This window comes from Nocardia sp. CY15, assembly GCF_009829295.1.
Lineage (GTDB): Bacteria > Actinomycetota > Actinomycetes > Mycobacteriales > Mycobacteriaceae > Nocardia > Nocardia sputi.
In genome coordinates, this window is sequence record NZ_VUOT01000001.1 from 130,082 (window position 1) to 155,386 (window position 25,305).

Annotated in this window: 24 protein-coding genes; 3 read left to right on the forward strand and 21 right to left on the reverse strand. The window is 69.0% G+C overall.

Annotated elements, in window-relative coordinates; all coding sequences use genetic code 11:
* Window positions 1–14: 14 nt before the first annotated feature.
* The 15 genes from GVY39_RS00590 to GVY39_RS00660 all read right to left on the reverse strand — a co-directional run bounded on the left by GVY39_RS00590 (window position 15) and on the right by GVY39_RS00660 (window position 16,620).
* Window positions 15–323, reverse strand: coding sequence for a transposase (locus GVY39_RS00590; RefSeq protein ID WP_159919349.1), 309 nt, complete (start codon window positions 321–323; stop codon window positions 15–17).
* Window positions 320–2,464: a hypothetical protein gene (locus GVY39_RS00595; RefSeq protein WP_159919351.1), complete on the reverse strand. Its 2,145-nt coding sequence runs from the start codon at window positions 2,462–2,464 to the stop codon at window positions 320–322. Before GVY39_RS00595 ends, GVY39_RS00590 begins: the two co-directional genes overlap by 4 nt.
* Window positions 2,465–2,471: 7 nt before the next feature.
* Entirely contained in the window at window positions 2,472–3,962 is a 1,491-nt protein-coding gene (locus tag GVY39_RS00600; protein ID WP_159919353.1) for an SCO6880 family protein, read from the reverse strand.
* The gene (locus GVY39_RS00605) at window positions 3,959–5,431 is read right to left on the reverse strand and encodes a hypothetical protein (RefSeq protein ID WP_159919355.1); all 1,473 of its coding nucleotides are present in this window, start codon (window positions 5,429–5,431) and stop codon (window positions 3,959–3,961) included. Before GVY39_RS00605 ends, GVY39_RS00600 begins: the two co-directional genes overlap by 4 nt.
* Window positions 5,425–6,270: a hypothetical protein gene (locus GVY39_RS00610; protein ID WP_159919356.1), complete on the reverse strand. Its 846-nt coding sequence runs from the start codon at window positions 6,268–6,270 to the stop codon at window positions 5,425–5,427. The genes GVY39_RS00605 and GVY39_RS00610 overlap by 7 nt, the downstream gene beginning before the upstream one ends.
* Complete coding sequence (locus GVY39_RS00615) at window positions 6,255–7,067, reverse strand: hypothetical protein (RefSeq protein WP_159919358.1); 813 nt, start codon at window positions 7,065–7,067, stop codon at window positions 6,255–6,257. The genes GVY39_RS00610 and GVY39_RS00615 overlap by 16 nt, the downstream gene beginning before the upstream one ends.
* Window positions 7,064–7,720, reverse strand: a complete 657-nt coding sequence (locus tag GVY39_RS00620; protein ID WP_223513295.1) for a hypothetical protein — start codon at window positions 7,718–7,720, stop codon at window positions 7,064–7,066. The genes GVY39_RS00615 and GVY39_RS00620 overlap by 4 nt, the downstream gene beginning before the upstream one ends.
* Before the next feature lie 31 nt (window positions 7,721–7,751).
* Window positions 7,752–8,027, reverse strand: coding sequence for a hypothetical protein (locus GVY39_RS00625; RefSeq protein ID WP_223513292.1), 276 nt, complete (start codon window positions 8,025–8,027; stop codon window positions 7,752–7,754).
* Between the two features lie 8 nt (window positions 8,028–8,035).
* A complete protein-coding gene (locus tag GVY39_RS00630) occupies window positions 8,036–8,332 on the reverse strand; it encodes a hypothetical protein (RefSeq protein ID WP_159919362.1) in 297 nt (98 codons plus the stop codon).
* A gap of 51 nt (window positions 8,333–8,383) precedes the next feature.
* A complete protein-coding gene (locus tag GVY39_RS00635; protein ID WP_159919364.1) occupies window positions 8,384–9,046 on the reverse strand; it encodes a DUF6668 family protein in 663 nt (220 codons plus the stop codon).
* The gene (locus tag GVY39_RS00640) at window positions 9,043–9,921 is read right to left on the reverse strand and encodes a hypothetical protein (protein ID WP_159919366.1); all 879 of its coding nucleotides are present in this window, start codon (window positions 9,919–9,921) and stop codon (window positions 9,043–9,045) included. The genes GVY39_RS00635 and GVY39_RS00640 overlap by 4 nt, the downstream gene beginning before the upstream one ends.
* 15 nt (window positions 9,922–9,936) lie before the next feature.
* A complete protein-coding gene (locus GVY39_RS00645; RefSeq protein WP_159919368.1) occupies window positions 9,937–10,905 on the reverse strand; it encodes a hypothetical protein in 969 nt (322 codons plus the stop codon).
* A 57-nt stretch (window positions 10,906–10,962) separates the two neighbouring features.
* Window positions 10,963–12,561, reverse strand: a complete 1,599-nt coding sequence (locus GVY39_RS00650; protein ID WP_159919370.1) for a cutinase family protein — start codon at window positions 12,559–12,561, stop codon at window positions 10,963–10,965.
* Window positions 12,562–12,849: 288 nt separating this feature from the next.
* Window positions 12,850–15,249, reverse strand: coding sequence for a bifunctional (p)ppGpp synthetase/guanosine-3',5'-bis(diphosphate) 3'-pyrophosphohydrolase (locus GVY39_RS00655; RefSeq protein ID WP_159919372.1), 2,400 nt, complete (start codon window positions 15,247–15,249; stop codon window positions 12,850–12,852).
* A 393-nt stretch (window positions 15,250–15,642) separates the two neighbouring features.
* Window positions 15,643–16,620, reverse strand: coding sequence for an alkaline phosphatase family protein (locus tag GVY39_RS00660; RefSeq protein WP_159919374.1), 978 nt, complete (start codon window positions 16,618–16,620; stop codon window positions 15,643–15,645).
* Between the two features lie 164 nt (window positions 16,621–16,784).
* Between GVY39_RS00660 and GVY39_RS00665 the strand changes: the two genes are divergently transcribed.
* Both GVY39_RS00665 and GVY39_RS00670 read left to right on the forward strand, forming a co-directional pair.
* Entirely contained in the window at window positions 16,785–17,567 is a 783-nt protein-coding gene (locus GVY39_RS00665) for a metallophosphoesterase (protein ID WP_236565233.1), read from the forward strand.
* Window positions 17,564–17,896, forward strand: a complete 333-nt coding sequence (locus GVY39_RS00670) for a YnfA family protein (RefSeq protein ID WP_159919376.1) — start codon at window positions 17,564–17,566, stop codon at window positions 17,894–17,896. The genes GVY39_RS00665 and GVY39_RS00670 overlap by 4 nt, the downstream gene beginning before the upstream one ends.
* 308 nt (window positions 17,897–18,204) lie before the next feature.
* Here the strand turns inward: GVY39_RS00670 and GVY39_RS00675 are convergent, their stop codons facing one another.
* Window positions 18,205–18,705: a helix-turn-helix domain-containing protein gene (locus GVY39_RS00675; RefSeq protein WP_195141323.1), complete on the reverse strand. Its 501-nt coding sequence runs from the start codon at window positions 18,703–18,705 to the stop codon at window positions 18,205–18,207.
* A gap of 79 nt (window positions 18,706–18,784) precedes the next feature.
* On the opposite strand from GVY39_RS00675, the gene GVY39_RS00680 reads away from it, so the two are divergent.
* Window positions 18,785–19,198 carry a nuclear transport factor 2 family protein gene (locus tag GVY39_RS00680; RefSeq protein WP_159919378.1) on the forward strand — a complete coding sequence of 138 codons (414 nt, stop codon included), beginning with the start codon at window positions 18,785–18,787 and terminating at the stop codon, window positions 19,196–19,198.
* A 53-nt stretch (window positions 19,199–19,251) separates the two neighbouring features.
* Here GVY39_RS00680 and GVY39_RS00685 read toward each other — a convergent pair whose 3' ends face one another.
* From GVY39_RS00685 to secF, 5 genes are all read right to left on the reverse strand, one after another.
* Entirely contained in the window at window positions 19,252–20,841 is a 1,590-nt protein-coding gene (locus GVY39_RS00685) for an ATP-binding cassette domain-containing protein (protein WP_159919380.1), read from the reverse strand.
* Window positions 20,842–21,007: 166 nt separating this feature from the next.
* Entirely contained in the window at window positions 21,008–21,613 is a 606-nt protein-coding gene (locus tag GVY39_RS00690; RefSeq protein WP_159919382.1) for a DUF4291 domain-containing protein, read from the reverse strand.
* A gap of 104 nt (window positions 21,614–21,717) precedes the next feature.
* Window positions 21,718–22,290, reverse strand: coding sequence for an adenine phosphoribosyltransferase (locus tag GVY39_RS00695; protein ID WP_159919384.1), 573 nt, complete (start codon window positions 22,288–22,290; stop codon window positions 21,718–21,720).
* Between the two features lie 37 nt (window positions 22,291–22,327).
* Window positions 22,328–24,049 carry an ABC transporter substrate-binding protein gene (locus GVY39_RS00700; RefSeq protein ID WP_159919386.1) on the reverse strand — a complete coding sequence of 574 codons (1,722 nt, stop codon included), beginning with the start codon at window positions 24,047–24,049 and terminating at the stop codon, window positions 22,328–22,330.
* A gap of 18 nt (window positions 24,050–24,067) precedes the next feature.
* Window positions 24,068–25,303 carry a protein translocase subunit SecF gene (secF, locus tag GVY39_RS00705; protein ID WP_159919388.1) on the reverse strand — a complete coding sequence of 412 codons (1,236 nt, stop codon included), beginning with the start codon at window positions 25,301–25,303 and terminating at the stop codon, window positions 24,068–24,070.
* Between the last annotated feature and the right edge of the window lie 2 nt (window positions 25,304–25,305).

The following is a 25,305-nucleotide window of genomic DNA, read 5'->3' on the forward strand; positions in this document are numbered from 1 at the left end:
CGCGCAGCCGTGCTTCACGTCCGGCGCCGGGCTTCGTTGAGGGTGTCGGCCAACGTGCGGTTCATCTCGGCGGCGGCCGCCAATTGTTGTTGCAGCAGTGCGACTTTGCGCCGCAGCGCCGTCGCGTCCATCCGCTCCAGACTCGGCCCCTCGGCCGCGCGCACCCAATTCCGCACCGAATTCGTGTGCACGCCGATCTGTTCGGCGACCACGCGGCAGGCCTCCGATTCACTGCGCAGCTTGCCGGTCAGCGCGATGACCTGTTCGACCGCCGCTTGGCGTACCTCCGGTGAGACGCGGCGGTAGGACCGGTGCGGCATCATGCGGCGCTCCCCGGCGAATTCGATCCGCGCGAAGTCGATTCGGTGAACTCGCTGAACCGCTGGTTGGTGTCGTGGATTCCGCTTTCCTTCTCCGACAGCGTGAATTCCATGTGGAAGGGGATGCCGGGCCGACGGTCCTCGCCGATCTTCAGCAGGAACTTTCCGGTGCCGGGCGGGGAAGGGCGCTGCTGCCCCGGTTTGAGCGCCTCGCCGGTCAGCGCTTGCGGTGCGGACCATCCGGTCACCATCTCCTCCTCGGCCGATGTGAACGGAACCGTGCTGTCGAGCCGTTTGATCTCCTCGGCCGGGAGCGCGCCGAAGATCTTGGCGCGCGCCCGCTCGAGGAAACCGAGCGCTTTCGCGATGGCGGCTTCCGATCCGAGCGCTTGCAGGTCCTTGATGGTGTGGCTGATCATGATCAGCGCGGTGGCGATGCCGCGCTGCAGCCGGGTGAGCTCGTCGACGCGGTCGACCATGAAGTCGCCGAGACCGAGCACCTGCCACAGCTCGTCCATCACCACTTGGAAATAGCGCTGTGGGCCGAGTTTCGCGTCGGCGAGCACGTGCGCGGCCTCGACCGAGGCGAATCCGTCGGCCCAGCAGGCCAGCATGACAGCGGCCTTGAGCTTCTTGTCGCCGGTCGGGATGTGCGAGACGTCCATGCACACCGCAACCGCGCTGGTGTCGATCGGCACGGTGGTCTGGCCGTTGAACACCGCGCCGAAGGGGCCCTGGGTGAGCGCGCGCAGGGAGCGGCGCAGCCCCTTGATCGCTTCCTGGTATTCGGCCGGATTGTCGGAACCGGCGTCGAGCATCAATTCCTCACCGCCGCCGACGATCACCTCGAGGAGGTTCTCCATGATCGGCGGTTTGTCCGGCGTGTATCCGCTGCCCGGCCGGTAGAGGATGCGCAGCGCGGTGGAGATCAGCGTCTCCTCGTAGTCGCGGACGCGGTCGCCGCGCACCAATTCGACCAGACCCGCGATCAGCGTCACCTGCCGGGCCCGAAGGTCCTGCAACACCTGCAGTTGCAGTGCCGGGAACTCCTCCAGTCGGGGCACCACCGCACCGAGCACGCCCGCCGCCAGCGGGTTCAGCTTGCCGTGCCCGTAGCCCAGATCGATCACCTGGCCGCCGACCAGTTCGACCATCTTGCGGTAGTCCGGTTTGACGTCGGCGAGAATCAACGGCGTGATCCCCTGCGCGATGCCGCCGAGCACGATCCGGCGCACCAGCGAGGACTTGCCGAAACCGTTGAGGCCGAGTACGAACAGGCTGGGGGCGGTGATGAAACTGCCGCGCATGAACCAGTTCATCGGATCGAAGCAGACCGGCGCACCGGTGTGCAGATGTGAACCGAGGGGCGTGCCGATCAGCGGCGCGCCCGCGCCGACCGACCACGGCCACAGGCCGGCGACCTGGGCGGTGGTGGCGCGGTACTCCACCGGGCGGCCGACCACGTTCATGCGCCCGCCTCCCGGTCCCGCGTAGCCGCGGTCGGTGAGCTGGGCTGTGCTGCGGTCGAATCCGTCCTCGATCGTCTGCTCCGCGCGGGCCGCGTAGTTGCGGCGGCGGATGTCGTCGGTGCGAACCCGGAACTGCGCCCACGCCGCACGCAGGCCACTGCCCTCGCGGGCGATCATCTCCAGCTTGGCGCGGGTGGCGTCGTCCAGCAGCGGCGGACCGGACTGCTTGCGCCGATCCGCTTTCGCCTTCGCGCGGCGAGCCGCTTTGTCCGTGTACGGGGCGCCCATGGCGCGGTCGGCGGTGTAGTCGACCTTCGCCGACCGCGCCACCCGGCCGTTCCTGCCGCCGTTGCGTTCCGGCCGCGCGGCGATGCGCTCGGTGACCGCGTCACGGGACATCCGAGAGTTCCGCTCACCGCGTGGACGTTCGGCGTGCGCCCGGTCGCCGCGCACGCCGTCGGACCGGCCCGTGCCCGCTCGCGTCCGCCGCTCCGCCGTCCGCCGATCGGGCGCGTCGACGCCCGGCCGGTCCTCGCCGTTCACCCGCGCCGAATCCCGTGCGGGGCGGCGGCGCTCCGGCCGCTGTCCCCACTCGTCCCGGCCGGATTGTTCGAGCCGCCTGCGACGTGCGTCCTCGTCCCGTTCCCGTACGGGTGGCTCGTAGTCCCGTGCCATGAATCGCTCACCCCGCCAGTGCCTTCGGAATAGTCGCGTGTTCCGGCAGGATCACCCCGCAACCGAGCGAGGCCGCGAAGGCCGCCGCCTGGTAGCGGTAACACCGCCGGATCTTCAGACGCGCCTGCGTCGACAGGTCGCGCGTGATGGCTTCGATGCGCGGCAGGTCGCCGCGCAAGGGCTCGGTGATGGTCACCAGCGCCCCGAAGCGGGTCACACCGTGACCCCTGGCCTGCTCTTCGCGGGCCTGCTGAGTCGCGCCCACCCGCAGCGTCGCCGCCGCGGACACGACCCCGCGTTCGCTCTGTTGGGCCACCAACGCGTTCTTGAAGTCGTCGTCGACGATTTCGGCGGCGTCGGCGGCTGAGTGCGGACGGTACACGATCGCGATACGTTTGCGCGGGACTTCGGGATTCGGTGCGAGCAGCCGCTGCAGCACCCGCTCGTCGACCGCGCCCTCGGGAGCGGCGTCCATCTCCCAGGTGACCGACCGGCCGCCGTCGTGCACCAAGTGATCCCACTTCTCGTCATGGGACACCGGGCCCGCGTCCGCCCAGTCCAAACCGTGGCCCTCGGGTTCGCCCGCGGCCACTTCCAGGTCGGCCTGCGAGGCGGGATCGTAACTGCGGCGGATGAACGAGATCACCTCGTCGGCCGACATCGGCTGTGCGCGCACACCGGCTTCGGCGAGCGCCGCGCAGATCCCGGGCAGCCGACGGCCGATCTCGACCGCCTCCTCCGCCGGGTTCTTGCGGCGCTCGGCGGTGGTGGCCTTGAACGTGATCGCCACACGCGGCAGCAATTGCACACGCTCCTGGGGCAATTCGGTGGCCAGCTCGTACATGACCTGCTGGGCCAGCTCCGGCGCCTCCGGCCTCGTGATCGTGGAAACCTCGGTGAGCAGGCGGTTTCCGGTCTCGGGCACGGTGTCGATGACCGGCACCACGGCGACGATGTCGCTGGTCTGTCCCACCGAGGCCAGGAAGGTGCCCCACGCCGACACCCACCGGTCGATCACCGGCTGGTCCACCGCCTCGTGTCCTTGCGGCCACGCGCGCAGCACCACCGTGTACTGGGCGAACTGCGGGAGGTGGATCATGCCGAAGCTGTAGCCACCCGCGTCGATGCCCTCGTACAACTTCGAGGGCGCCAGCAGTCCGGGCAATCGGGTGACGCCGCCCGGGATCCGGGAGAAGCGGCCACCGCGGTACACGTGCTCGCCGCGACTGCGCGAGCGCATCCAGTTGAACATCATCAATCCCGTCTCGTAGCCCGAACGACCTCCGGTCCGCCACACCAGCGGGACCATGACGACGACACCGGTGCCGCCGACGATCAGACCCCACTGGAAGCCGCCGACCATCGCGGTGATCAACGCCGTGATCACGACCGCGAAGCCGAGAACGGTTTCCTCCCAGCGCAGGCCGAAAAGACCCGCGCTGCGCGGCTTCTGCCAGAGTCCGTACGAGCGCCGCTCGTAGGTGTCGGTGAGTGTCATCGCGGAATGGTGCTCCTCCCGAGGTCGGGTGAACGGTTCGTCCAGCGATCGCCCGCGACGTCACCCATGGCTTGGTCGGCCCGGCTCAGGCCGCCGCTCGCGGCGCGCGCCGCGCCGATCCGGCCGGCCGCCCTGGCCGCTCCGGACGCTACTCCCGCCGCGCCCGCTGGTCCGGAGGCGCGCGGTGCCGCACCACCCTGACCACCGCCGCCACCTCGTGGCGGGGTCGGCCGCGGTGCGCCGCCGCCACGCGGTCCGGCCGGGCCGCCGGGCCGGGGCCCGGTGCCGCTGCCGCCCACGTAGCCGGGCGCGCCCGCCGCCGCGGCGCCCTTGACGCCGACCGCCTTGGTGCCCATCGCGCCCAGGGCCGCCACACCGACCAGGGTGCCGCCCGCCGCGGTGAAACCCGAACCGCCGCTGCCGACGATCGCGACGGCCGGAGTGACCAGTCGCATGAGCGCGGGCAGCACGAACGCCACGCTGCACAGCAGCACGATCGCGACCAGCATGCGCTGGGCCTGCTCACCGTCGGGCAGACCGCCGGTCGGGGTGAGCGAGTCGACGTGGCCCGCGGTGGTGAACGCGATCATGTAGACGATCGCCGCCACCGGTTTCCACAGCATGAAAGCGATGATCCAGCCGATGAGCTTCTGATAGGACTGCTTGCCGACGTTCATGCCGGAGGCCGCCGCCGCCAGCGGCAACACGCCCGCCGCGATCACCAGCAGACCTTGCCGGACGATGGCGAGCACGATCTGCGCGAGGGCGCCGAGCAGGCCGACGATCGCGATGATCAGCACCAGGCCCGGTGAAAAAGCTTGCAGCTTGCTGGTTTTCACCATCAGCTCGGCGAGGTCCTTGGCGTTGCCGTTGGTCGAGTCGCTGATGATCCACTCCGCGAAACGATCCGACGCCTGCGTGCCCGCCACGATCACCGCGCCCAGCATCCAGGAGCTGAACACGACGCGGGTGAACATCCGGAACGATTCGGCCGCCTCGTTCATCGTGGCCCCGCGTCTGGCTTCGGCCAATCGCGCGCCGGAGAGGATCACCGACGCTATCAACAGCAGGATCTGCGCTTGATAGGTGTAGTCGTTGATCTTCGTGAACAGTGAGCCGGAGTCGCTGACCGCCTCGTTGGGCACCTTCATCCAGAAGGTCAACGCCAGGATGATGGCCTGGCCGAGACCGTTCATCAGCGAATCGACCACCTTGCCGAAGGTCGAGTCCCAGGCCTTGTCCTTCACCGCCTCGGCGGCCTGGCCGGGATGCGAGGCGGCATTGCCCGCCTTGCACGCGGCGGACGCGGCGTCACCGAGAGAAATGCCGGGCAGTCCGACGTTGTCGAGCGTGTCATGAATCTCGTTGCACGTCTCGTCGAAACCGTAGGTCTGGCCGTAGGCCACGGTCGGCGTCGCGATCATCACCGTGAAGATGACCGCGAATATCGTGACTAGGCGCCTCACCATTGTGTCCACCCCTCGATGCTCCGCAGGGACTCGATCTGTACTCGCTCGTCACCTGTCACCGGGGTGAGCTTCCAATCTCCGTCTCGCCACCGGACCGCCAGGCGCATGCCCACCCATGTTGGTTGGCCATCAACTGTTTCTCGAGCCTTTCTCGCAAACTGCACTTTCGCGAAATCATCTGCATAGCTTTCGATCCGGAACGCATCCGAAGCGAACAACAGGGGCCTCAGCTTGTCGGGCAGGCGGTCGGACACTTTGCCCTCGGCGACGAGCCGGTCGTACTCGGTCAAGTACTGCGGCGTCACATCGACCAGCCGAATCAGCAGGTCACGATCTTTGGGATTGGCGTTGGTCCGCCAGTAGATCTGCTCGGCGGCCAGCGCGGCGCCCTGCGGAGTGTGCGCGAAGCCCAGGGCAGCGGAGCCGTCGATCCTAGCGGGGCCGTCGGAAGCGGAGAAGCGCACGACAGGACCACCGAACACCCGCTGCCATACGCCCTCGCCGCTCGACGGCGTGGGTGCAGCGGAGATCCATCCGGGCGTGCCCGGACGCTGCTGTTGGTCCGGATGCTGGGGCAGGACAACACCTGTCGCGCGGATCGGCACATCGACCCGGCGGCCGAACATGTCGTTCTCGGGATTACCGAAGGCCGCGCCGCCGGGATCTGCAGCGGTGCCCGATGTCGTGCCCGTCGCAGCGACCGGTTCGTCTCCGGATGCGTTGTCTCGCAGAGCGACAGTCGTCAGTGCAACCGCGAGCGCGACACTGATCACCGCGCCCGCGCCCATCAGCGCCAAGGGCATCCGGCCGGATCTGCGCGTGGTCACCATCTCGTCCACCCCGTCAACGATTCGAGGTACTCGGTCTGCGCGTTGTTGGTGGTCGAGGGCTTCAGGCGCCAGTCCCCTGCATCCCACACCATGACCAGGCGCGTCGCCGCCCACAGCTGCTTGCCGTCCACCACCGGTCCCCTGGTTGCCAGCCGGATGATGGCGAGATCGTCGGCGTAGTCGTCCACTTTGAACGCGTCCGAGGCGACGAAGTAGCGGGTCACCTTCTCCGGCTGCTGCTGCGGCAGACGGTCGTCGGCCAGCGCCTTGTCGTAGGCGGCGATCTGCTGGGCGGAGACTCGGACCTGCCGCACGTACAGGTCGCGGTCGGCGGGACGCGCGTTGAGCCGGTAGGTGATCTGCGCCGCGGCCAGCACCGCGCCCTGCGGGGTGTGCGAGTAGCCGACGGCCAGGTCGTCCTCGATCCGCGTCGGCCCGTCGGAGGTGGAGAACGGGACGGAGGCGCCGTACACCCGCTGCCAGCCGTGCGGTTCGGTGGTGCCTTCCGGCGCCGCGGTCAGCCAATCCGGATCGGTGGGCTTGCGCTGGCGGGAGGGGTCCTGCGGAAGCGGTTGTCCGGCCGCATTGTTGGGGATATCCACCCGTCTGCCGAGGATGTCCACCTCAGGGGTGGCGAAGCCGGTGCCGCCCGAGCCCTCGGTGACGGCCGGTGCGCCGCTGATGCTCTCGTCGTCGCGGCCGACGAAGACGAAGATGCCGACCACCACGATGAGCGCCAGCACGGCGGCGGAGGCGACGACACCGAAGGAGACACGGTCGCGCGCGTACGACTCCCTGTCGCTCACGTCGGTGCCTCCAATTTCACTATGTCGGTGGGTAATGCGTCGATCGAGTCGATGGGTCGTGCGGTCGAGTCCGGATCGGGAAGCCGCAATCTCCAGTCGTCGCCGAACCATTCGACGGCCGTGTGGTGCACCGCCTTGGAGCTGTCGGAGTATTCGGTGTACACGTCGACGGTGGAATGCCGCTCGGTGTAACCGGTGATCCGGTATCCCAGCAAGCGGGGAGCGAACTCCGGTCCCGCCGGGCCGGTGATGGACAGCTGCACCCGGTTGATCGCCCACTCGTCCTTGGCCGGGCCCGGAACCACTTCCCTGGCAGCCACTTTCGCCCACTGGGTATCGGCGGCCACCGCCAAGCGGACCGAATGGGTCAGCGCGGCGATGCCCGCCCCGCGTGGCGAGTGGTCGAAACCGGTCGCCGCGCCGTCGGCCGTCGAGCGCGGCCCTTGGTCGGTGTGCGGCAGCGGCACACCTTGGAACGGCTGCCACCGGACGTTGGTGGGAGCGGCCGACAGATCCGGCCCCGCCGAGTCCTCGTTACCGCCACAGCCGACCGCCGCGAACAGCAGCGCGGCGCCCACGACTCCGGCCGCGGGGCGGCGGATGTCGCGCCGCCACGCCGCGGAGTCCGCAGGCCGCAGTACTGTCGAATTCATTCCCGCGTCGTCCCCGTCCCGATCCGGCGGCTCACGCGGGCAGGAACGCCAGGGCGATCCCCGACGCCGTGCTCGCCACCACGGCACCCAGCAGACTCATCAGGACGCCGTGCGAGGCATCGTTCATGGCCAGATCGCTGCGGAAGGTCAGCCACAGCTTCCCCGCGGACACGATCATCCAGGCCAGGCACACCAGCAGGACGAACCACAGCAGCCAGTTCAGCAGCTGCATCAGCGGTGCCAGAACGTCGGCGGGCATCTGTTTGTAGGCCAGCAGCTGCGCCGCGGGCATGCGCACAGTACTCATCGCCGACATCAGGTGCCGATGACGGCGTTCATGATGGTGCCCGCGCTCGTGGCGACCACGCCGCCGATCATCGCGCCCGCCACCATCTTCGGCGACTCCAGACCACCGCCGGTCCACTTCTCCCAGGCGAACCTACCGCCGGCGTAGATGATCCCGCAGATCCCGGACAACAGGACGAACCACGTGAGATACCGCACCAGCTGCAGGATCTTCTCCGAGCCCGGCGGCGCCTCGGGCGTCGGATTACCGACTTGCGCGAGTACGGTGCCGTACGTGTCCTGCACGGCGAGGAGGATCATGCTCATCGGGTGCCTTTCTCGAATAGTGGGTGGTTGTCGCCGATGCGATGCGGACGTTCACTCATCGGACGGCTTGCGGAGATCGGGTGACCGGCGGTCGTAGCTGGCCTCCTCCAATGCCGTCCGAGCGGCCGCCACGATGTCGGCGCCGAGCTCCCGGACATCGAGCGGGACTTCCTCCAGCAGATCGAGCTTGCGCTTCTTGGGCGGCAGCGGGTCACCGGGCGACCACACCGGCAGCTGCTCGGGTTCGACCAGCGTCCACTCCTCGTACCACGGCACCTGCCACACCTGCCCGGCCAGGGAGCCGACCACGTCGCGGTAGCGCCGGATCTCGGGAGCCATCCGGCCGGGCCGCGCGGCGACGGTGATCAGGCCGAGCACGTCGCAGGGACCGGCGAAACCCGAAAGATGCTGGCGCAGAAGGTCGTGCGCGCGGGACAGCCCGGCGATGGTCTCCCTGGCGACGAGGACGACGAACGGACTTTCGCGGTCGAAGACGCCGGGCCAGCGGCGGCCCGAATCCGCCGCGGGCGCAAGCACGTGCGCGAGGGTACTGGCTCCGGCGCCGCCGTGCACACCCAGCAGCCAGACCAGCGGCGCACGGCCGACACCGGGGACGGGGCGGTCCCAGACGGCGGCACGGCGGGACTCCGGCGGGGCGATCACACCGGCGGGCGCGGGGTCGGGCTGACGCGGAAAAATCATGGCGGCGGTCATGATGCCACCCCGGCGAGCAGGCGCCCATATGCCCGGCGCGTCTCGGCGGCCAACGAGGCGTGCCGCACCAGTTCACCGCGGGCCAGATGCGGATCGTAGGGAATCTCCCTGATATCGCGGACCCAGCCGGACAGGTGCTCACGCAAATGATCCGCTACCCGGGAGTCGTCACCCGGATACTGGTGGGAGACGACGATGGTGGTATCGCCGACGACGCCGCCGCCGTGCCCTTCTCCGGTGTCACCGAACTGGTCATCGAGCCATTCCAGCGCGACCCGCAACCGGTTGGCCGCGTCGGTGCGGGCCGGAATGGCAAGTACCAGAGCAACATCCGCGTCGTCGAGCAAGGGCGTCAGTTGCCTCGCGGCAATCGGATGTCCCCCGTCGTAGACGGCGGTGTATCCGGCGTCGTGCACCGCGCGGGCGACCGTGAGATACGTCGCACGCCTGCGCAACGGCGCGGCATCACGCCAGAGCAGCCCGATGCCGGAAGTCGCGCGTGACAGGCACTCCTTGAGCGGCGCGGGTTCGTCGTCACCGCGTCCGTACAACCAGGACTGCAAGCTGATCGGGTGCAGATGCTCGTCCGCGCCGCGCAGCGCGAGATCGCTGCCCGCCGTGGTGGCGTCCACCGCGACTGTCGGCGTCCCGGCCGTACCCAGTTCACCCGCCAAGCCCAACGCTGTCGTGGTGGTTCCCGCACCACCACATCCGCCGACCACCAGGATCGGCCGTTGTACCGGATGATCCGCCTCGGAGCCGTCACCCTTGCGGCGCCGCAACCGCACCACCGGAGCCTTGGAGCGCACCGGCCGGCTCGACGCCGCACCCTCGCCGGGCGCTTCGTCGAGCCAGCGGCTCCAGTCCTCTCCCATCGCCTCTGCTCTCCTTTATCCGGCCGCGATACCCGTGATCAGGGTGCGGCCGTCGATCACCGCGGTGGTGACCACCTGCCTGTTGTACGTGGCGGGCGCGCCGCCGGGCCGATACTCGGTGACCTCGACCGAATACCGGTTGTCGCCGACGGTCACGATCCGCACGCAATGCGTGGTGCCCGCCGGAACCGAGTCGATGCCCCGCTGGATGACCCAGGCGGGCTGGACGTCGGCGTCCGGGGCGACGGCCGCGCGGGCCCGTTCCCCGGAGCGCTCCACGTAGTACGCGTACTGGAACGACAGCACCGCGTCGGGCCCGGACCCCGTGCCCCCCGCCTCCGCGCTGCGCACGATCGCGTCGCTGCGCTCGGTGGGGCAGGCGCCCGCGCTCACCGCGCGCGGATTGCTTCCCGCCTGCGCGCTGCCGACGGTGAGCTGGACCGACGCGGAGACATGCGAGTCTCGCGGCTGCGCGGCGCGATCACCCGCGGCGCGCAGCAGGAACAGGACGCACACGGCTGCCACGGCGACGATCAGCACCGCCGCGATCACGATGAGCAGCACGCGGGCCCGGCGCATGGCGGGGTGGTCGCGGGCGGCTTGCCGCAGCCCGCGCGAGACCGCGGGGCGTGGCCGGTCGACGGGCTCGTGGTCGTCGTCATCCGCCCATGGGAACTGCGCGGGACCGGCCTGCCTCGGCGCGACGTAGTCGTCGTCGGGACCGGGAGCGTGCCCGGTCACCACCCAATCCGACCACCCGCCGGTGAACTCGCTGCGCTGCGCGGGCAGATCCGCCGGGGCGTCCTCGGGTTTGCGCTGCCACGGCTCGTCGTCGTCGCGAATGTAGTCCGGATAGCGCGAAGGGCCGTCGTCATCCACCGGGATGATGGCGTTCGCCCCGTCCCGCTTGCCTGCCTCCGGCGCACCGGTCTCCGGCTCCAAAGCGCCGTACCAGCGGGAAAGCTGTTTGTACGACTTCAACATTCCCCCATTCCCGCAGAGCAGGGCACGCAGTATCGCATCGTCGGACCCTCTCGGCGATCAGTTCGTGGAGAACGGGTAGGCGTTGGGTGTGCCGGGTCGGTCGGTGGGCGGAATCGATGTCACGCCGCCGGATGAGGCGCCATCGGCTCCTGTCCCGAACGGAAATTGTCCCGTACCGGACGAACTCGGCGTGGGAGACGCGCCGGAGCCGTCTCCGAAGAATCCCGTCGGCTGCTTCTCGAGCACTCCCCGCGGCTGGATCTCGCTGCCGAAGGCGTCGGCGATGTCGCGGGCGACGGCCGCGAACCAGTCGGCGACGAACTGCGTGGGAGCGTCACCGTTCGCCGAAACGGTCGCGCTGGTGTAGGCGGTGTGGCGCTGCACGGTGTCCCAGTAGCGCACCCAGGTGGTCGTGTTCAGCAGTTCACTGTTGTCGGTGATGTTCTGCACCACCGCGTCGAACGCTTGGGTGACCAGCCGCACCCCGGTGGTCGGCGGAATCAGCTGGGGAATGGCGCCGAGCAGCTTGGCGCCCAGCGACAGCAGTGCGGCGGGCGGGTTCGCCAGGCCCGCGGTGGCCAGCTCGGAGATGTTCGCCGGGGCGAGCACCGACCGAACCACGGTGATCACGGAGTTCAAGCCGATCATGCCGACCTTGAGCAGTGCCTGCAGCGCGCCGGGCAGATTCAGCGGCGTGCGCGGGTCGGAGGCGTCGGCGAGGCGCTGCGAGATCGACTTCTGCGGCGATATCGCCAGGGTGGCCAGTGAATTGCCTTGAATATCCTCGGCGACCACCCGAGTCGCGGTCTTGATCGAGGTGAACGCCAGCGCCTGTGCGATCGACACCAGCGACGCGATCGGGTCGCCGCCACTGAGCTTGGACTGGCCTGCCACGTTGGCGACCGCCTTCAAAATGGGCGCGCCGTCCGGGGCGTCGCAGGCGAGATCGCCCGCCGCGCAGAAACTCGCCACCCGGCCGGTGAGCGCCCCGAAGTTGGCGGCCTTGTCGCGTTCCGGGCCGATGCCACCGCCGGCGGCGGGCGCCTGCGGCAGGGCGGCGATGGATTCCAGCCGGTCACCCGAGGTGCCTGGCGCGGGGTCCGGGGTCGCTTTGCCCGGCGCGCCGGGAAACAGCGGTGCGCCGGGATTGCGGGTGGGGTCGCCGAACAGCGCGACGGCGGCCACCTTCTCGGCGGGCAGCACGCCATGGCCCTGGCCGATCTCCTGCGCGAACACCGAGGCGACATGCGCGCCCTGCGAATAACCGACCACCGCGAAGCGGCTGTCCGGGCAGGTGGCGGCGACGGTCTCGGCCATGCTCCGCAAACGAGTGAGGCCACCGGCCACTGACTCCGAGTAGGGCACCACGCCACCGGCTGTCGCACCGCCGAAGCCGGATTCGTATGGCACATAGGCACGGTCGACCAAGCCGGTCTCGGGAGCTTTCGCCATCATCGGCCGGAAGACCGTGGAGAGCATGCCGGTGTCGGTGGTGGGCGCGGCGTCGGGCGACGATTCACCGGTGCCCTGAATTCCCAAGGCGTACAACGCCGGACATGTCGCGATGCGGAGATTCGTGGAGGGGCCCGCCGGATTCGACGGCTCCGCCGTGGCGACACCGGCGGTCGCCACAGCCACGGCGAGTGCGACCAGCATCCCCGAGAGTCTTGCCGTGTATCCAGTCATAGCGATCCGCAATCAAGTCGTTTGCCGCAGCTACCCTCAACGCCATGAAACGCAATAGACCGTAACAGATTCCGGCTATTACTGCCGCATCGCCGGAAAAATTTCGTGACACGCCGATAGGAACGCGACACACCGTGGCACGTTCCCGGTTTCAGTCCGACAAGTTTCCGGTAGCGCACAACGAAAGGCAACCCGGAGCCGGAGCGCGCGCGGCCGAAACCGGTTGCGCCAACAGTTAATAGACAGCTATCGCAACTGTCAGGCCGCGGAGGTGACGCGGTAGACGTCGTAGACGCCTTCGACGTTGCGCACCACGTTCAGCAAGTGGCCCAGGTGTTTCGGATCGCCCATCTCGAAGGTGAACTTGCTGATCGCCACCCGGTCGCCGTGCGTGGCCACCGACGCGGACAGGATGTTGACCTTCTCGTCGGCCAGCACCTTCGTCACGTCGGACAGCAGCCGCGTGCGATCGAGCGCCTCGATCTGGATGGCGACCAGGAACACCGAGGACGGCGACGGCGCCCAGGACACCTCGATGATCCGTTCGGCCTGCTCCCGCAGGGAACCGGCGTTCGTGCAGTCGGTGCGGTGCACGCTCACCGCGCCACCGCGGGTCACGAAGCCCATGATCTCGTCACCGGGCACGGGGGTGCAGCATTTCGCCAGCTTGGCGACCGTGCCCGGAGCACCGGGGATCAGCACGCCCGCATCGCCGGTGACCCGCTGCCTGCTCGGTGTCGTCGACGGGGTGGAGCGCTCGGCCAGCTCGTTCTCCACGTCGCCGATGCCACCGAGCTGCGCCATGAGCCGCTGCACCACGTGATGCGCGGAGACCTGGTGCTCGCCGACGGCGGTGTAGAGCGTGGAGATGTCGGTGTAGTGCAGCTCGTGGGCGACCGCGGTCATCGCGTCGACGCTCATCAACCGCTGCAGCGGCAGCCCGACACGGCGGACCTCCTTGGAGATCTGCTCCTTGCCGCTCTCCAGCGCCTCCTCGCGCCGCTCCTTGGCGAACCACTGGCGAATCTTGGCCTTGGCGCGTGGCGACACCACGAAGTTCTGCCAGTCGCGGCTGGGTCCGGCGTTCTGCGCCTTGGAGGTGAACACCTCGACGACCTCGCCGTTCTCCAGCTGGCGCTCCAGCGCGACCAGGCGCCCGTTCACCCGGGCGCCGATGCAGCGGTGGCCCACCTCGGTGTGCACGGCGTAGGCGAAGTCCACCGGCGTCGACTTCTGCGGCAGCGTGATCACGTCGCCCTTCGGCGTGAACACGAAGATCTCCGGCGACTTCAAATCGAAACGCAGCGACTCCAGGAACTCGGCCGGGTCCGCGGCCTCACGCTGCCAGTCCAAGAGCTGGCGCATCCACGCCATGTCGTCGACCTCGGCGGTGTCGTTGGAGTGCTTGCCGCGGGTCTCCTTGTAGCGCCAGTGCGCGGCGATGCCGAACTCCGCGGTGCGGTGCATGTCCTGGGTGCGGATCTGCACCTCCAGGGGCTTGCCGTCCGGGCCGACCACGGTGGTGTGCAGCGACTGGTAGACACCGTAGCGCGGCTGGGCGATGTAGTCCTTGAACCGGCCCGCCATCGGCTGCCAGAGCGAGTGCACCACGCCGACGGCCGCGTAGCAGTCACGCACCTCGTCACACAGGATGCGGATGCCGACCAGATCGTGGATGTCGTCGAAGTCTTTCCCCTTGACTATCATCTTCTGGTAGATCGACCAGTAGTGCTTAGGGCGGCCCTCGACGATCGCGTTGATCCGGGAGGCGGCCAGCGTGTTGACGATCTCGGCGCGCACCCGCGCCAGGTAGGTGTCGCGCGAGGGCGCGCGGTCGGCGACCAGCCGGACGATCTCGTCGTATTTCTTCGGGTGCAGGATCGCGAAGGCGAGGTCCTCCAGCTCCCACTTCACCGTCGCCATACCGAGGCGATGGGCAAGGGGCGCAATGACTTCCAGCGTCTCCTTGGCCTTCTTCGCCTGCTTCTCCGGCGGCAGGAAACGCATGGTGCGCATGTTGTGCAGCCGGTCGGCCACCTTGATCACCAGCACGCGCGGGTCCCGGGCCATCGCGATGATCATCTTGCGGATGGTCTCGGCCTCGGCGGCGGCGCCCAGATTGACCTTGTCCAGCTTGGTGACGCCGTCGACCAGGTGGGCGACCTCGGAGCCGAAGTCCTGGGTGAGCTGGTCGAGGCTGTAACCGGTGTCCTCCACCGTGTCGTGCAGCAGCGCGGCCACCAGCGTGGTGGTGTCCATGCCGAGCTCGGCGAGGATGTTGGCGACGGCGAGCGGATGGGTGATGTAAGGGTCGCCGGATTTGCGGAACTGATGCTTGTGCCGCTCGTCGGCCACGTCGAACGCGCGCTGCAGCAGGGTCAGGTTCGCCTTCGGGTACAGCTCGCGGTGCACGGTGGCCAGCGGCTCGAGCACCGGCTTGACCGCGGCGATGCCACGCTGACCGGTCATGCGGCGTGCCAGACGCGCACGTACCCGGCGTGAAGCCGAGCTCGGGACGGCGGCGGAGGCGCCCGGCTGACGCGGAGGCGTCGGACCGGCCGGTGGTTTCGCGGGCAGCGCGGCATCGGTGGCGCCCGCGCCGTTCGACTGCGGGCCTGTCGATTGCTCGGCCTTCGCCTCGCCCAGATGCCGAGTCATGCCACCACCTCTCCGCGCCTCGATCGGACCACCCTATCCGACCGGTGCAACCTCCCGGACCACCAACTTTAGTCCGGCCGGAGCACCGACGTCCGATCAGCTGACCAAGGATGCGCATCGGAGTCCTCGGACGAGGAAAGGACGTGGGCGCGGTGCTGTTCCGGTCACCCGGACAGACGCCGCATATCGGGCGCGCACGCCCGCCGGACTCGGCCGTTCTCCTGAGACACGCCGACCCACCACACCGTGTCCCCCTGCGTCAACCAGCGCGTTCGCCCGATGAGACATAGCCCCGCGGCGCTCGGCGCGGCAATCACCCCGAGCGGGACGATCGACCGGAAGCGAGACCCGAGATCCGGAAGTGGACGCGTGGGGCGGGTGTCCGGGGCTCGGTCAGCGAATCGCGGCGGGCTGGGGTCCGGCCGACGGAGGTCGAGCGGGTACGGGCTCGGGACGAAGAGAGAGGCCGTCGAGATCGGAGGCGGGGGCCACGTCGAGAAGGTCCAGCACGGTGGGGGTGATGTCGACCAGGGTCGCTCGGGTGCTGGTGGCGCCGGGCCGGAAGTCCGGGCCGCGCGCGATGACGAAATTCGTCGTCTCGTCCGGCGACTGACCGCCGTGCCCGCCTTTCGGCGTATGGCCGTGGTCGGCGGTGACGAGGACGGTCCACCGCTCGGCGGGGTGGGCGGCGGCCCTGGCGTCGACGGCGGCGACGACGCGGCCGACCAGAGCGTCGATGCGTCTCACGGCGTCCAGGTAGGCGCCGGAGGCGCCGCCCGCGTCGTGACCGGCGCGGTCCACCTGGTCCAGATGGGTGAACAGCAGGTCGGGCGCGAATCTGCCGATCGCGGTGACCACGGCGTCGGTGGTGGCGGCGTCGGTACGGGACTCGTCGCGGTCGTCGGGCACCGGTGCGGTGGAGACGACCACGTCGGCGCGCGGGCTGCCGCTGCCGGTCATGGTGGCGATCTGGTCCCAGGTGGCGATGGACTGGGTCTTCAGTGACGGCCGCGCCCGTTCGAGGTGGGTGAAGACCGTCGGGTACCGCGCGAACGGCGCGGCGGTGAACTGGTTGTTCGTGATGCCGTGCTTACGATCCCACACCCCGGTCAGCACGCTGGCCCAGGACGGCCCCGAGATGGTGATGTGCGGGGCGATAGATGAACGGCTCAGCAGGCCCTCGCCTGCCAGTCGCAACAGATTCGGCGCCTGCGCATGCTCGATCTTGTTGTACATCAGCCCGTCCAACCCGATCACGACTACTTTGGCGACCGGAGCCTCGCCCTCGGCGACTCCGATCGCGGCGGACAGCGGAAGGAACAGGATCGCCACGACGGCAACGACTTCCGACAGCAGTCGCGCTCGGCTCATACCGCGAACCATGCGGGACCGACCGGTGCGCCCGATAGCCCGTCACGGCAATGTTCACGGACGTTTCATCGAGGGCCGCACTGCCCGTAGCCTCGCTGAACAGCCGTTGAACGAGACATAGCGTCCTTTGACACGTCCTCCGCCGATATGGCTGGCTAGTCGTCGTGACCGCAGCGCGCACCGCACGGTGCATTCGCGTCGCGGCCGTCGCCGACCTGCATATGCGCGCGGCCGTGGCCGGACATTTCCGTCCCGATTTCCTCCGCCTGGCAGCAGACGCCGACGTCCTGTTACTCGCAGGCGATCTGACCGATGGCGGCACCCCAGCCGAATCCGATCTGCTGTGCGCCGAACTCGATGATCTCCCGGTGCCGGTGGTGGCCGTGCTGGGTAATCACGACCACGACGACGGTTCCGGCCACCTGATCGCGGCGCGGCTCACCGCGCTGGGCGTCCACGTGCTCGACGGCACCGCGATCACCCTCGAGCTCAACGGGATCCGGCTGGGCGTCGCCGGAGTCATGGGCGGCAGCGGCGGCTTCCCCGGCCATCCCGGCAACCCTGACGAGGGCTCCGCCGAGCATCGCGCGCGTATGCGCCGCGGACCGCTCGACGCGCTGCGCCTGCGGCAGGCACTGGACACACTCGATTGCGAAACTCGCGTCGCCCTCATGCACTTCGCGCCTGTCGTAGACACCTTGGCCGGTGAACCAGCCAAAATCTTCGCCGGTCTCGGCTGCCATGATCTGGCCGGGGCGGTCGACGCGGGCGGGGCACTGCTCGCCGTCCACGGACATGCGCACGGCGGAACGGAATTCGGCCGGACCCAAGGCGGTGTGCCGGTGCGCAATGTCTCCTATCCGGTGCTCGGGCGCGCCTACGCCGTCTACGAGACCGGCCCTGACCCGCGTCCGGCAACCGCCGGGCAAGTACCCTCGCCGCCATGACGCTCGCCCGCTCGCTGCTCCTGTTCGCCCTCGCCGCGCTGGCCGAGATCGGCGGCGCCTGGCTGGTGTGGCAGGGCTGGCGGGAACAGCGCGGTGTGGTCTGGATCGCCGCGGGCGTCCTCGCTCTCGGCGCGTACGGCTTCGTCGCCACCTTCCAGCCGGACCCGAATTTCGGTCGCATCCTCGCCGCCTACGGCGGTGTCTTCGTCGCGGGCTCGTTGGCCTGGGGCGTGCTGGTGGACAAGTTCCGCCCGGATCGCTGGGACTACCTCGGTGCGGTGATCTGCCTTGTCGGCGTCGCCGTCATCATGTACGCGCCGCGCCGCTGACCGAAGTATCCGGGCCCACACGGAACCGTGGTGGTGCCGGTCCGCGTCCGAACCGCGATGCGGGCAACAACCCGCCCCGCGGTGAGTACGCCGTTCATTCCTGAGCGCCGGAGGCCCATACCGCGGCAGGCCGGCCGGTCGCTTCGACGGTGTTTGCCGGTACGCGCCAGACCCGGGAGGGCCGCCAGGGAAAGTCGCCCGCACGGCGCCTTCGACTATCGGGCTCGATCGAGCACGTTCGGAGTCACCTTCCGGGCAGGTAGATCTTCAGCGTGGCAACCCATTCCGACACATGAGGCGTGCGCGGATCAGTTCTCGGCGTCGAGCAAGCCGCCGATGAGCATCGTTCCCGGCCCCTGCCTGCCACCCGGGCCGGGCATCCACCGGACGTCGGTCGCGGTGAGCGGCTCGCCACACTCCCGGCACACCACCACCCCGGCCGTCGGCCGCCCGCACTCGCGATGCACCACGACGGCGGGCGGCCCTTCCGCGCCCGCCAGCCATTTGTCGCCCCAGCTGATCAACATGGTGAGCACTGGATACAAGTCGCGCCCACGTTCGGTGAGCAGGTACTCGTAGCGCACCGGATTCGACTGGTAGGCGCGCTTTTCGACGATGCCGTGCTTCTGCAGCCCATCGAGACGCGCGACCAGCACGTTCGAGGCGATGCCGAGATCGCGGCGGAGATCCTCGAACCGGGTCAGCCCGACGAACAGGTCACGCAGGATCAGCGGCGTCCAGCGCTCTCCGATCGCGTCGACCGTGCGCGCGATCGAGCAGACGATGTCGGAGAAAGCAGCCTTGGCCATCAGGCCAGTCTAGTCCGTTGCTTTTTGCAAGTGACTTGAACTAGGTTCGGACGATCGACGAGAAAAGGGGTGAGCGGACATGTCCGATGCGATCGCCGAGTTCCGCAGGGCGACCGAGACCGGTGACATCGATGCGCTGACGCAGGTCTTGGCGCCTGACGCGGAACTGATCTCGCCGTTGTCGGGCCGGCTGGTGTTCCGCGGCCGAGACGATCTGCGGGTGCTGCTCTCGGCGGCCTACGGCAGCCTCACCGGCTTGCGCTGGACCGAAGAGATCGGCGCGGGCACGCGGCGCGTCCTGCTTGCCAGCGCCACGATCGGGCCGTTCCGGCTGACCGAGGCGCTGGTGCTCGGCCTCGACGAGCACGGGCGCATCCGCACGTTGCAGCCGCACTTACGACCCTGGCTCACGCTCACCTACCTCGCGGTGCGGTTGGCACCCGGCCTGTTCCGGCACCCCGGCGTCCTGCGGCGCGCCGCCCGGGCCGCGTAGCCACCGCGTACCGGCCACCGCGTACCGGCCACCGTGGCCGGATCGACGGCGAGTCAGGTCACCAGCGTCTCCGACAGCCCCTCCGCGGTCAGCTCGAGGCGCCGGGTCACCCCGATCTCGTCGAGGAAACGCGGATCGTGACTGACCACGATCAGCGCGCCCTCGAAGCCGGCCAGCGCCTGGGTGAGGTGCTCCAGACTGGGCAGGTCGAGGTTGTTGGTCGGCTCGTCCAGCAGCAGCAGCCGCGGCGCCGGATCGGCCAGCAGCAGCATGGCCAGCGCCGCACGCAACCGTTCACCGCCGGACAGCGCCGCTGCTGCGACGTCGGCGTCCGCGCCCCGGAACAGGAAGCGGGCCAACTGCGCCCGGATCCGCTCCGCCGACGCGTGCGGCGCCGTCGAGACGACGTTCTCGAACACCGATCGCCGCTCGTCGAACACGTCCAGGCGCTGCGGCAGCATCCGCCACGGCACCTTCGGCCCTTCCTGCGCGACGCGTCGCAACAGCGTCGTCTTTCCGACGCCGTTGCGGCCGGTCAACGCGATCCGCTCGGGCCCGCAGATCCGCAACGTCACCGTCGGCCCGCACGCCAGCTCGACCTGGTCCAGCTCGATCACGTCCTGGCCGGGATACAGCCGCGTGTCGGGCAGCTCCACCCGGATCTCCCGATCGTCGCGCAACAGCTCCTTGGCCTGCTCGAGCTGTTCCTTGGCGGTGTCGAGCTTTTCGATGTGGTTGTTGCGCAGCTTGCCGGCCGACACCTGCGCCTGCCGTTTGCGTTCGGCCATGATGATTTTCGGCTCCCGCTTCTGGTCCCACATCTTCTGCCCGTACCGCTGTCTGCGATCCAGCTTGACGCGCGCCTCGACGAGTTCGCGTGCCTGCTTGCGGACGTCGCTGCGCGCATCCCGGATCGCCGCGCGGGCCGCTTCCTGCTCTGCGGCGACGATCCGCTCGTACTCGCTGAAATTCCCGCCGAACAACCGGAGTTCGCCGTGGCGCAGCTCCGCGATGGACGTCATCCGCTCCAGCAGCTCACGATCGTGACTGACCGTGAGCACTGTGCCGGAGAACTGACCGACCACCTCGTAGAGCCGCCCGCGAGCCACCTGATCCAGGTTGTTCGTCGGTTCGTCCAGCAAGAGCACGTCGGGCTCGGCGAGCAGCTCGGCGACCAGTCCGAGCAGCACCGTCTCGCCGCCGGAGAGGGTGTCGAGTGTGCGATCGAGCTGTCGCACCGAGTCCGCGACGTAGTGCAGGCCGAGCCGGGCCAACAACGCCAACGCCCGCTCCTCGACGTCCCAGTTGTTTCCGACGAGGTCGAAGTCGGCGTCATCACCCTGGCCGGACTCGATGCGGTGCAGCGCTTTTCGGACTTCCGCGATGCCGAGTACCGCGTCGACGCGCTGGCCCGCGCCCAGACCGAGATCCTGGCGCAGATACCCGAGCTGCCCGCTGACCGTGATGGATCCACGAATCGGTCTCAGCTCCCCCGCGATCAATCGCAGCAACGTGGACTTGCCCGCACCGTTTCCACCGACCAAGCCGATGTGACCAGGGCCGAGGACGGCATCCAGCCCCTCGAAAACCGGGGTGCCGTCCGGCCAGCCGAAAGTGAGATCGGAAAAAGACAGATTGGTCATGCCAGCTCCCAGAGGTTGCAACGAAACACGGCGCGCGAATGCAGGCCGTACGAGTGGCTACCTCAGATGAGCAACGGCAGAACTCCGATCAACGGGGATAAGACTCATCCAGGTTAAACACAACTCGGCCGGATGCGCCAGTGCGATCCGGATCACACTTCTGCGGTCAGAACGACGCGCCGACGACGGCCGCCGCGGCCGCAGGCAGCGGATAGGGCCGCTCGTCCGGAAGCCAACGAGCCGCCGCCTCCAGCTTTCCGGCGGCTACCATCTGCCGCAGCTGCCGCACCTCCGGCGTGACATCACGGATACCGGTGATCCAGCGGTCGACGCAGTGCCCCACGGCGATGCCGCCCAAGCCCACTTGCAAGGAGCGGTACGACAGTGGCCGATGCCCGAGATCGCGTTCCGGGTCCCATTGGATGCGCACCGGACTCGCTTCGAGCCGCTCGGCCCATGCCTTTCGGTTCGAATGGAGTTTCGGCTCGTAGTGGCTCAGGCAGGAATGCGCCAGCGCCCATTCGAACCCGGCTCGGGTGATGGTGACGGCCAAGACGCGCTCTTGGCCGGGCTTGCTCGCCCACCCGCAGCGATACATCATCCACAGGAACGAGGGCTTGACCCACGTCATCCGCTCCCGGCGGAACGGGGCGACGAAAGTGCCTGCGGCAAGGGCTGGTTCGACGATCTCCGGCGCGTACGCCTGGTAGACGACGATGGTGTGCTCGTCGTAGACCGCCCGGATCCGGCGCAGCGGCTCGTCGGTTCGCATGCCGCGACCCCGGCAGCCGACGCCGGTTGCGGGCAACGAAGTTTCCGCGCGGCCACCGATGGCCGCGGTCGCGGGAGATCCCGCGCACCCGGTCTTGCTCTGGCTCAGATGTGGACGATCGAGGTCAGCGGGTAGTCGCCCTGCCGTTCGCGCCCGCCGAGGAAGCCCAGTTCCAGCACGACCGCGGCGGCGGCCACCTCGGCGCCGGCCTGCTTGAAGAGTTCGGCGGCCGCGGCCAGCGTGCCACCGGTGGCGAGCACGTCGTCCAGCAGCAGGATCCGCCGCCCCGCCAGCTCGATGCCGTCCGCGGGAATCTCCAACGCGGCGGTGCCGTATTCCAGGCTGTACTCCCGGCTGATCACCGGCGGCGGCAGCTTGCCCGCTTTGCGGATCGCGAGCACACCGGTGCCGAGGGTCGCGGCGACACCGGCCCCGAGCAGGAAGCCGCGAGCGTCGACCCCCGCCACCAGGTCGGCGTCGGGCGCGCACGCGGCCAGGCAGTCGATCACCGCGCGGAAGCCCTCGGCGTCGGCGAACACCGGGGTGAGATCGGCGAAACGCACACCCGGTGTGGGGAAGTCGTCGTGCCAGCGGGTCAAACGGTCGACCACTCGTGCGGCATTGGTGGTCCGTTCGGCGGCTATGTCCTCGGACTCGATTGCCGCATGCTTGCTCATCGACACCTCTCCATGATCACATCACCCACACCGTCTGTCACCGCTCGAGCACCCACCGGTCCATGTTCCAGCCGGATCCGGCCTGGGTGGGGGCGGCGATCCCGTTGCGCAGCCCCTTGCCGAAGGCGATCGTGCGCGGGGTGGCGAACAACGGAATGCTCGGCAGCTCCGCCCACAGCAGGTTTTCGGCCTCGGTGAGCAGATTCAGCTGGGCGGCCGAGCTGTCGTCGGCCCCGAGCTGCTCGGTGATCGCATCGTAACGGCCGTTGCCGAACCGCCCGAAATTGAGCCCGCTACCGGTGCGCAACGCACTGGTCGCGGCCACTCCCGCGATCGAGCCCGCCGGACCGGAAGACGACGCGGTGCTGCCCAGGACGGCGTCGACCTTGCCCTCGGTGAGCCGGGTGGGAGTGAAATCGGACGAGCCGGCGTCCACCACGGTGATACCCGCCGGTTTACAGGCTTCGGCGATCATGGAGACGGTCTGCGCGCGGCGATCGTCCGGCCCCAGGTAGCCGATCCGGACGGTCGGGTTCGGCGCACCGGAGGCCGCGACCGCCCTGGTCGAGTTCGCCACGTCGCCGCCGGAGTACTTGTTCGACGCGCTGATGACCGCCGGGTAGAGCAGGGAATCCTGCTGCACGATGTGGGCGTTGAGCGGGCCGGAGCCGAGCCCGGTCTTCGGTGCGTCGGGCACCTTGCCGAGCTTGTCGAACAGTGTCTGCCGCGGCAGGCACAGCGCGAAAGCACGGCGCGCCTCCACCGAGGCGAACACTCCACCGGTCGTGAGTACCAACTGCTCGGCGCCCCGTCCGGGCAGCGTCTGCACCGAGAAGCCGCTCAGATTCAGGTCTTTCACCGAATTCGCGCCCACGTCCAGCACGCCGACGGCGTTCTCGCCGACCTTCTGCCGCACATCGAACGTCTTCGGCCACACCACGATTCGCCCGGTCGCCGGTTTGTTGCCCCACCAGCGCTCGTTGGCGACCAGCACCAAACCGTCCTCCTTGCCGAAGGATTCGATGCGGTACGGCCCCGACGAGGGGAAGCGCGACAGGTCCAAGCGGCCGTCGGCCGGGATGGTCCATCCGGTGTTCCAGAACTCCGCGATCCGGCCGAGGGCGTTCGGGTCGCCGGTCTGCAACGCCGAAACGACGTTGGGCACGTTCGCCACCCGGGCCGCGACGTGCGCGGGCATCAGCTCACCGGCCGCGAACAGGTTGCGCCACGGCAGGTACCGGCGCCCGGGCCGGAACACCACCGTGGCATCCCGCGAGCCGGGCTGGCAATCGACCCGCTCGATGGCGTCGTAGCCGCTGGTGCCCGCGGCGTCGAAGAGCGGAACCGGTCCCCGGTCCCCAGGTTTGGTGTACCGCCCGCTGCGGGCGGCCCAGGCCAGCACCAAGTCGTCGCACGAGGTCGGGACCCCGTCGGAGTACACGCCGTCGGGGTTGAGGCGGTACTGGATGGTCTGCGACTCGCCCGGCACCTCCTTGGCGGTCCCGAAGTCGGTGTCGGCGACTTGCTGGCCGTCGGGACCGGTGTAGAAGAATCCGGTGAGCACCCGGGAGAACACCGCGACGGAGCCGGAACCGGCCCCTAGCGTGCTGCCGCCGTTATAGGTGGCGATGGTGGCATCGGTCGCGTAACCGATGGAGGGCACCTGGTTCTTGCTCGAGCAGCCGACCATCAGCCCGGCGGCCAGCGTGCCCGCAACGAGCGCTCCGATCAGTCGTACCGCCCTGCGTGGCTGTCGCATGAAACCCCCTGCCTGGTGTCAGTTCCGCCTCTTGTGTCGTTTCCCGCTCGGGCGCGCGCCGGGGCGCGGCGCCTGCGCGGCCTCGCGCTGTCGGCGCGGAGTCTCGTCGAAGTCCCGGCCCGCTGCCCCGCGCGCCCGGCGCTCGGCGGCGATACCCGCACGGGCGCCGGCCGCACCGGCCCGCTTCGCCAGAACCTTCTTGGTGTGGGTCGCCACTGGGCCCCAGCGCTCCTTGATCGACACCAGCAGTGGCGTCGCGAAGAAGATCGAGGAGTACGTGCCGACCAGCAGGCCGACCAGCTGCACCAAGGCTAGGTCCTTGAGTGTGCCGACGCCCAGCATCCACACCGCGATCACCATCAAGCCGACGATCGGCAGGATGCCGATCAAGGCGGTGTTGATCGAACGCATGAGTGTCTGGTTCACCGCGAGGTTGGCCTGCTCACCGTAGGTGCGCCGGGTCAAGTGCAGGATCCCGTGGGTGTTCTCCTCGACCTTGTCGAACACGACGACCGAGTCGTAGAGCGAGAAGCCGAGGATGGTCAGGATGCCGATCACCGTCGCCGGGGTGACCTCGAACCCCACGAGCGAGTACACGCCCGCGGTGACGCTGACGTCGAAGGCCATCGCCGCCAGGGCCGCCAGGGCCATGTGCGTCTCGAAGCGGACCGCGATGTAGACCGCGACGAGCACGAGGAACACCGCGAGCGCGATGAGCGCTTTGCGGGTGATCTGGCTGCCCCAGGTCTCGCTGACGTCAGAGGTGCTGATCGCGGCCAGGCTCGGGTTGCCGTTCTTGTCCTTCGGCTGGAATTCGGCGAACAGCGCGTTGTTCACCGCCTCCACCTGCTTCTGGTCCAGCGCCTCGGAGCGGATCAGCATGGTGGCCGAGGCCCCGGTGCCGACGGTCTGCACCGAGACCGGGTCGGTGCCGATCGCGCCGCGGTAGACGTCCTCCACCGCGCTGGTGGTCGCGTTCCCCGCGGGGAACTGGATGCGCGAACCGCCCTCGAAATCGATGCCGAAATTGAAGCCCCGGAACAGGATGCTGGCCAGCGAGACGAGCACGATCACGGCGGTGATCAGATACCACATCCGGCGCTTGCCGATGACGTCGATCGCGCCGGTGCCGGTGTAGAGGCGGGTGAAGAAGCCGTGCTCGGGTGGCCGCGGCTCGGTGAGCGCCGGGAACACGTCGGTGGTCTCGGTGGCGCTCGACTTGTCGAGCGAGGGAGTGGTGTGGCTGTTGGTCATCG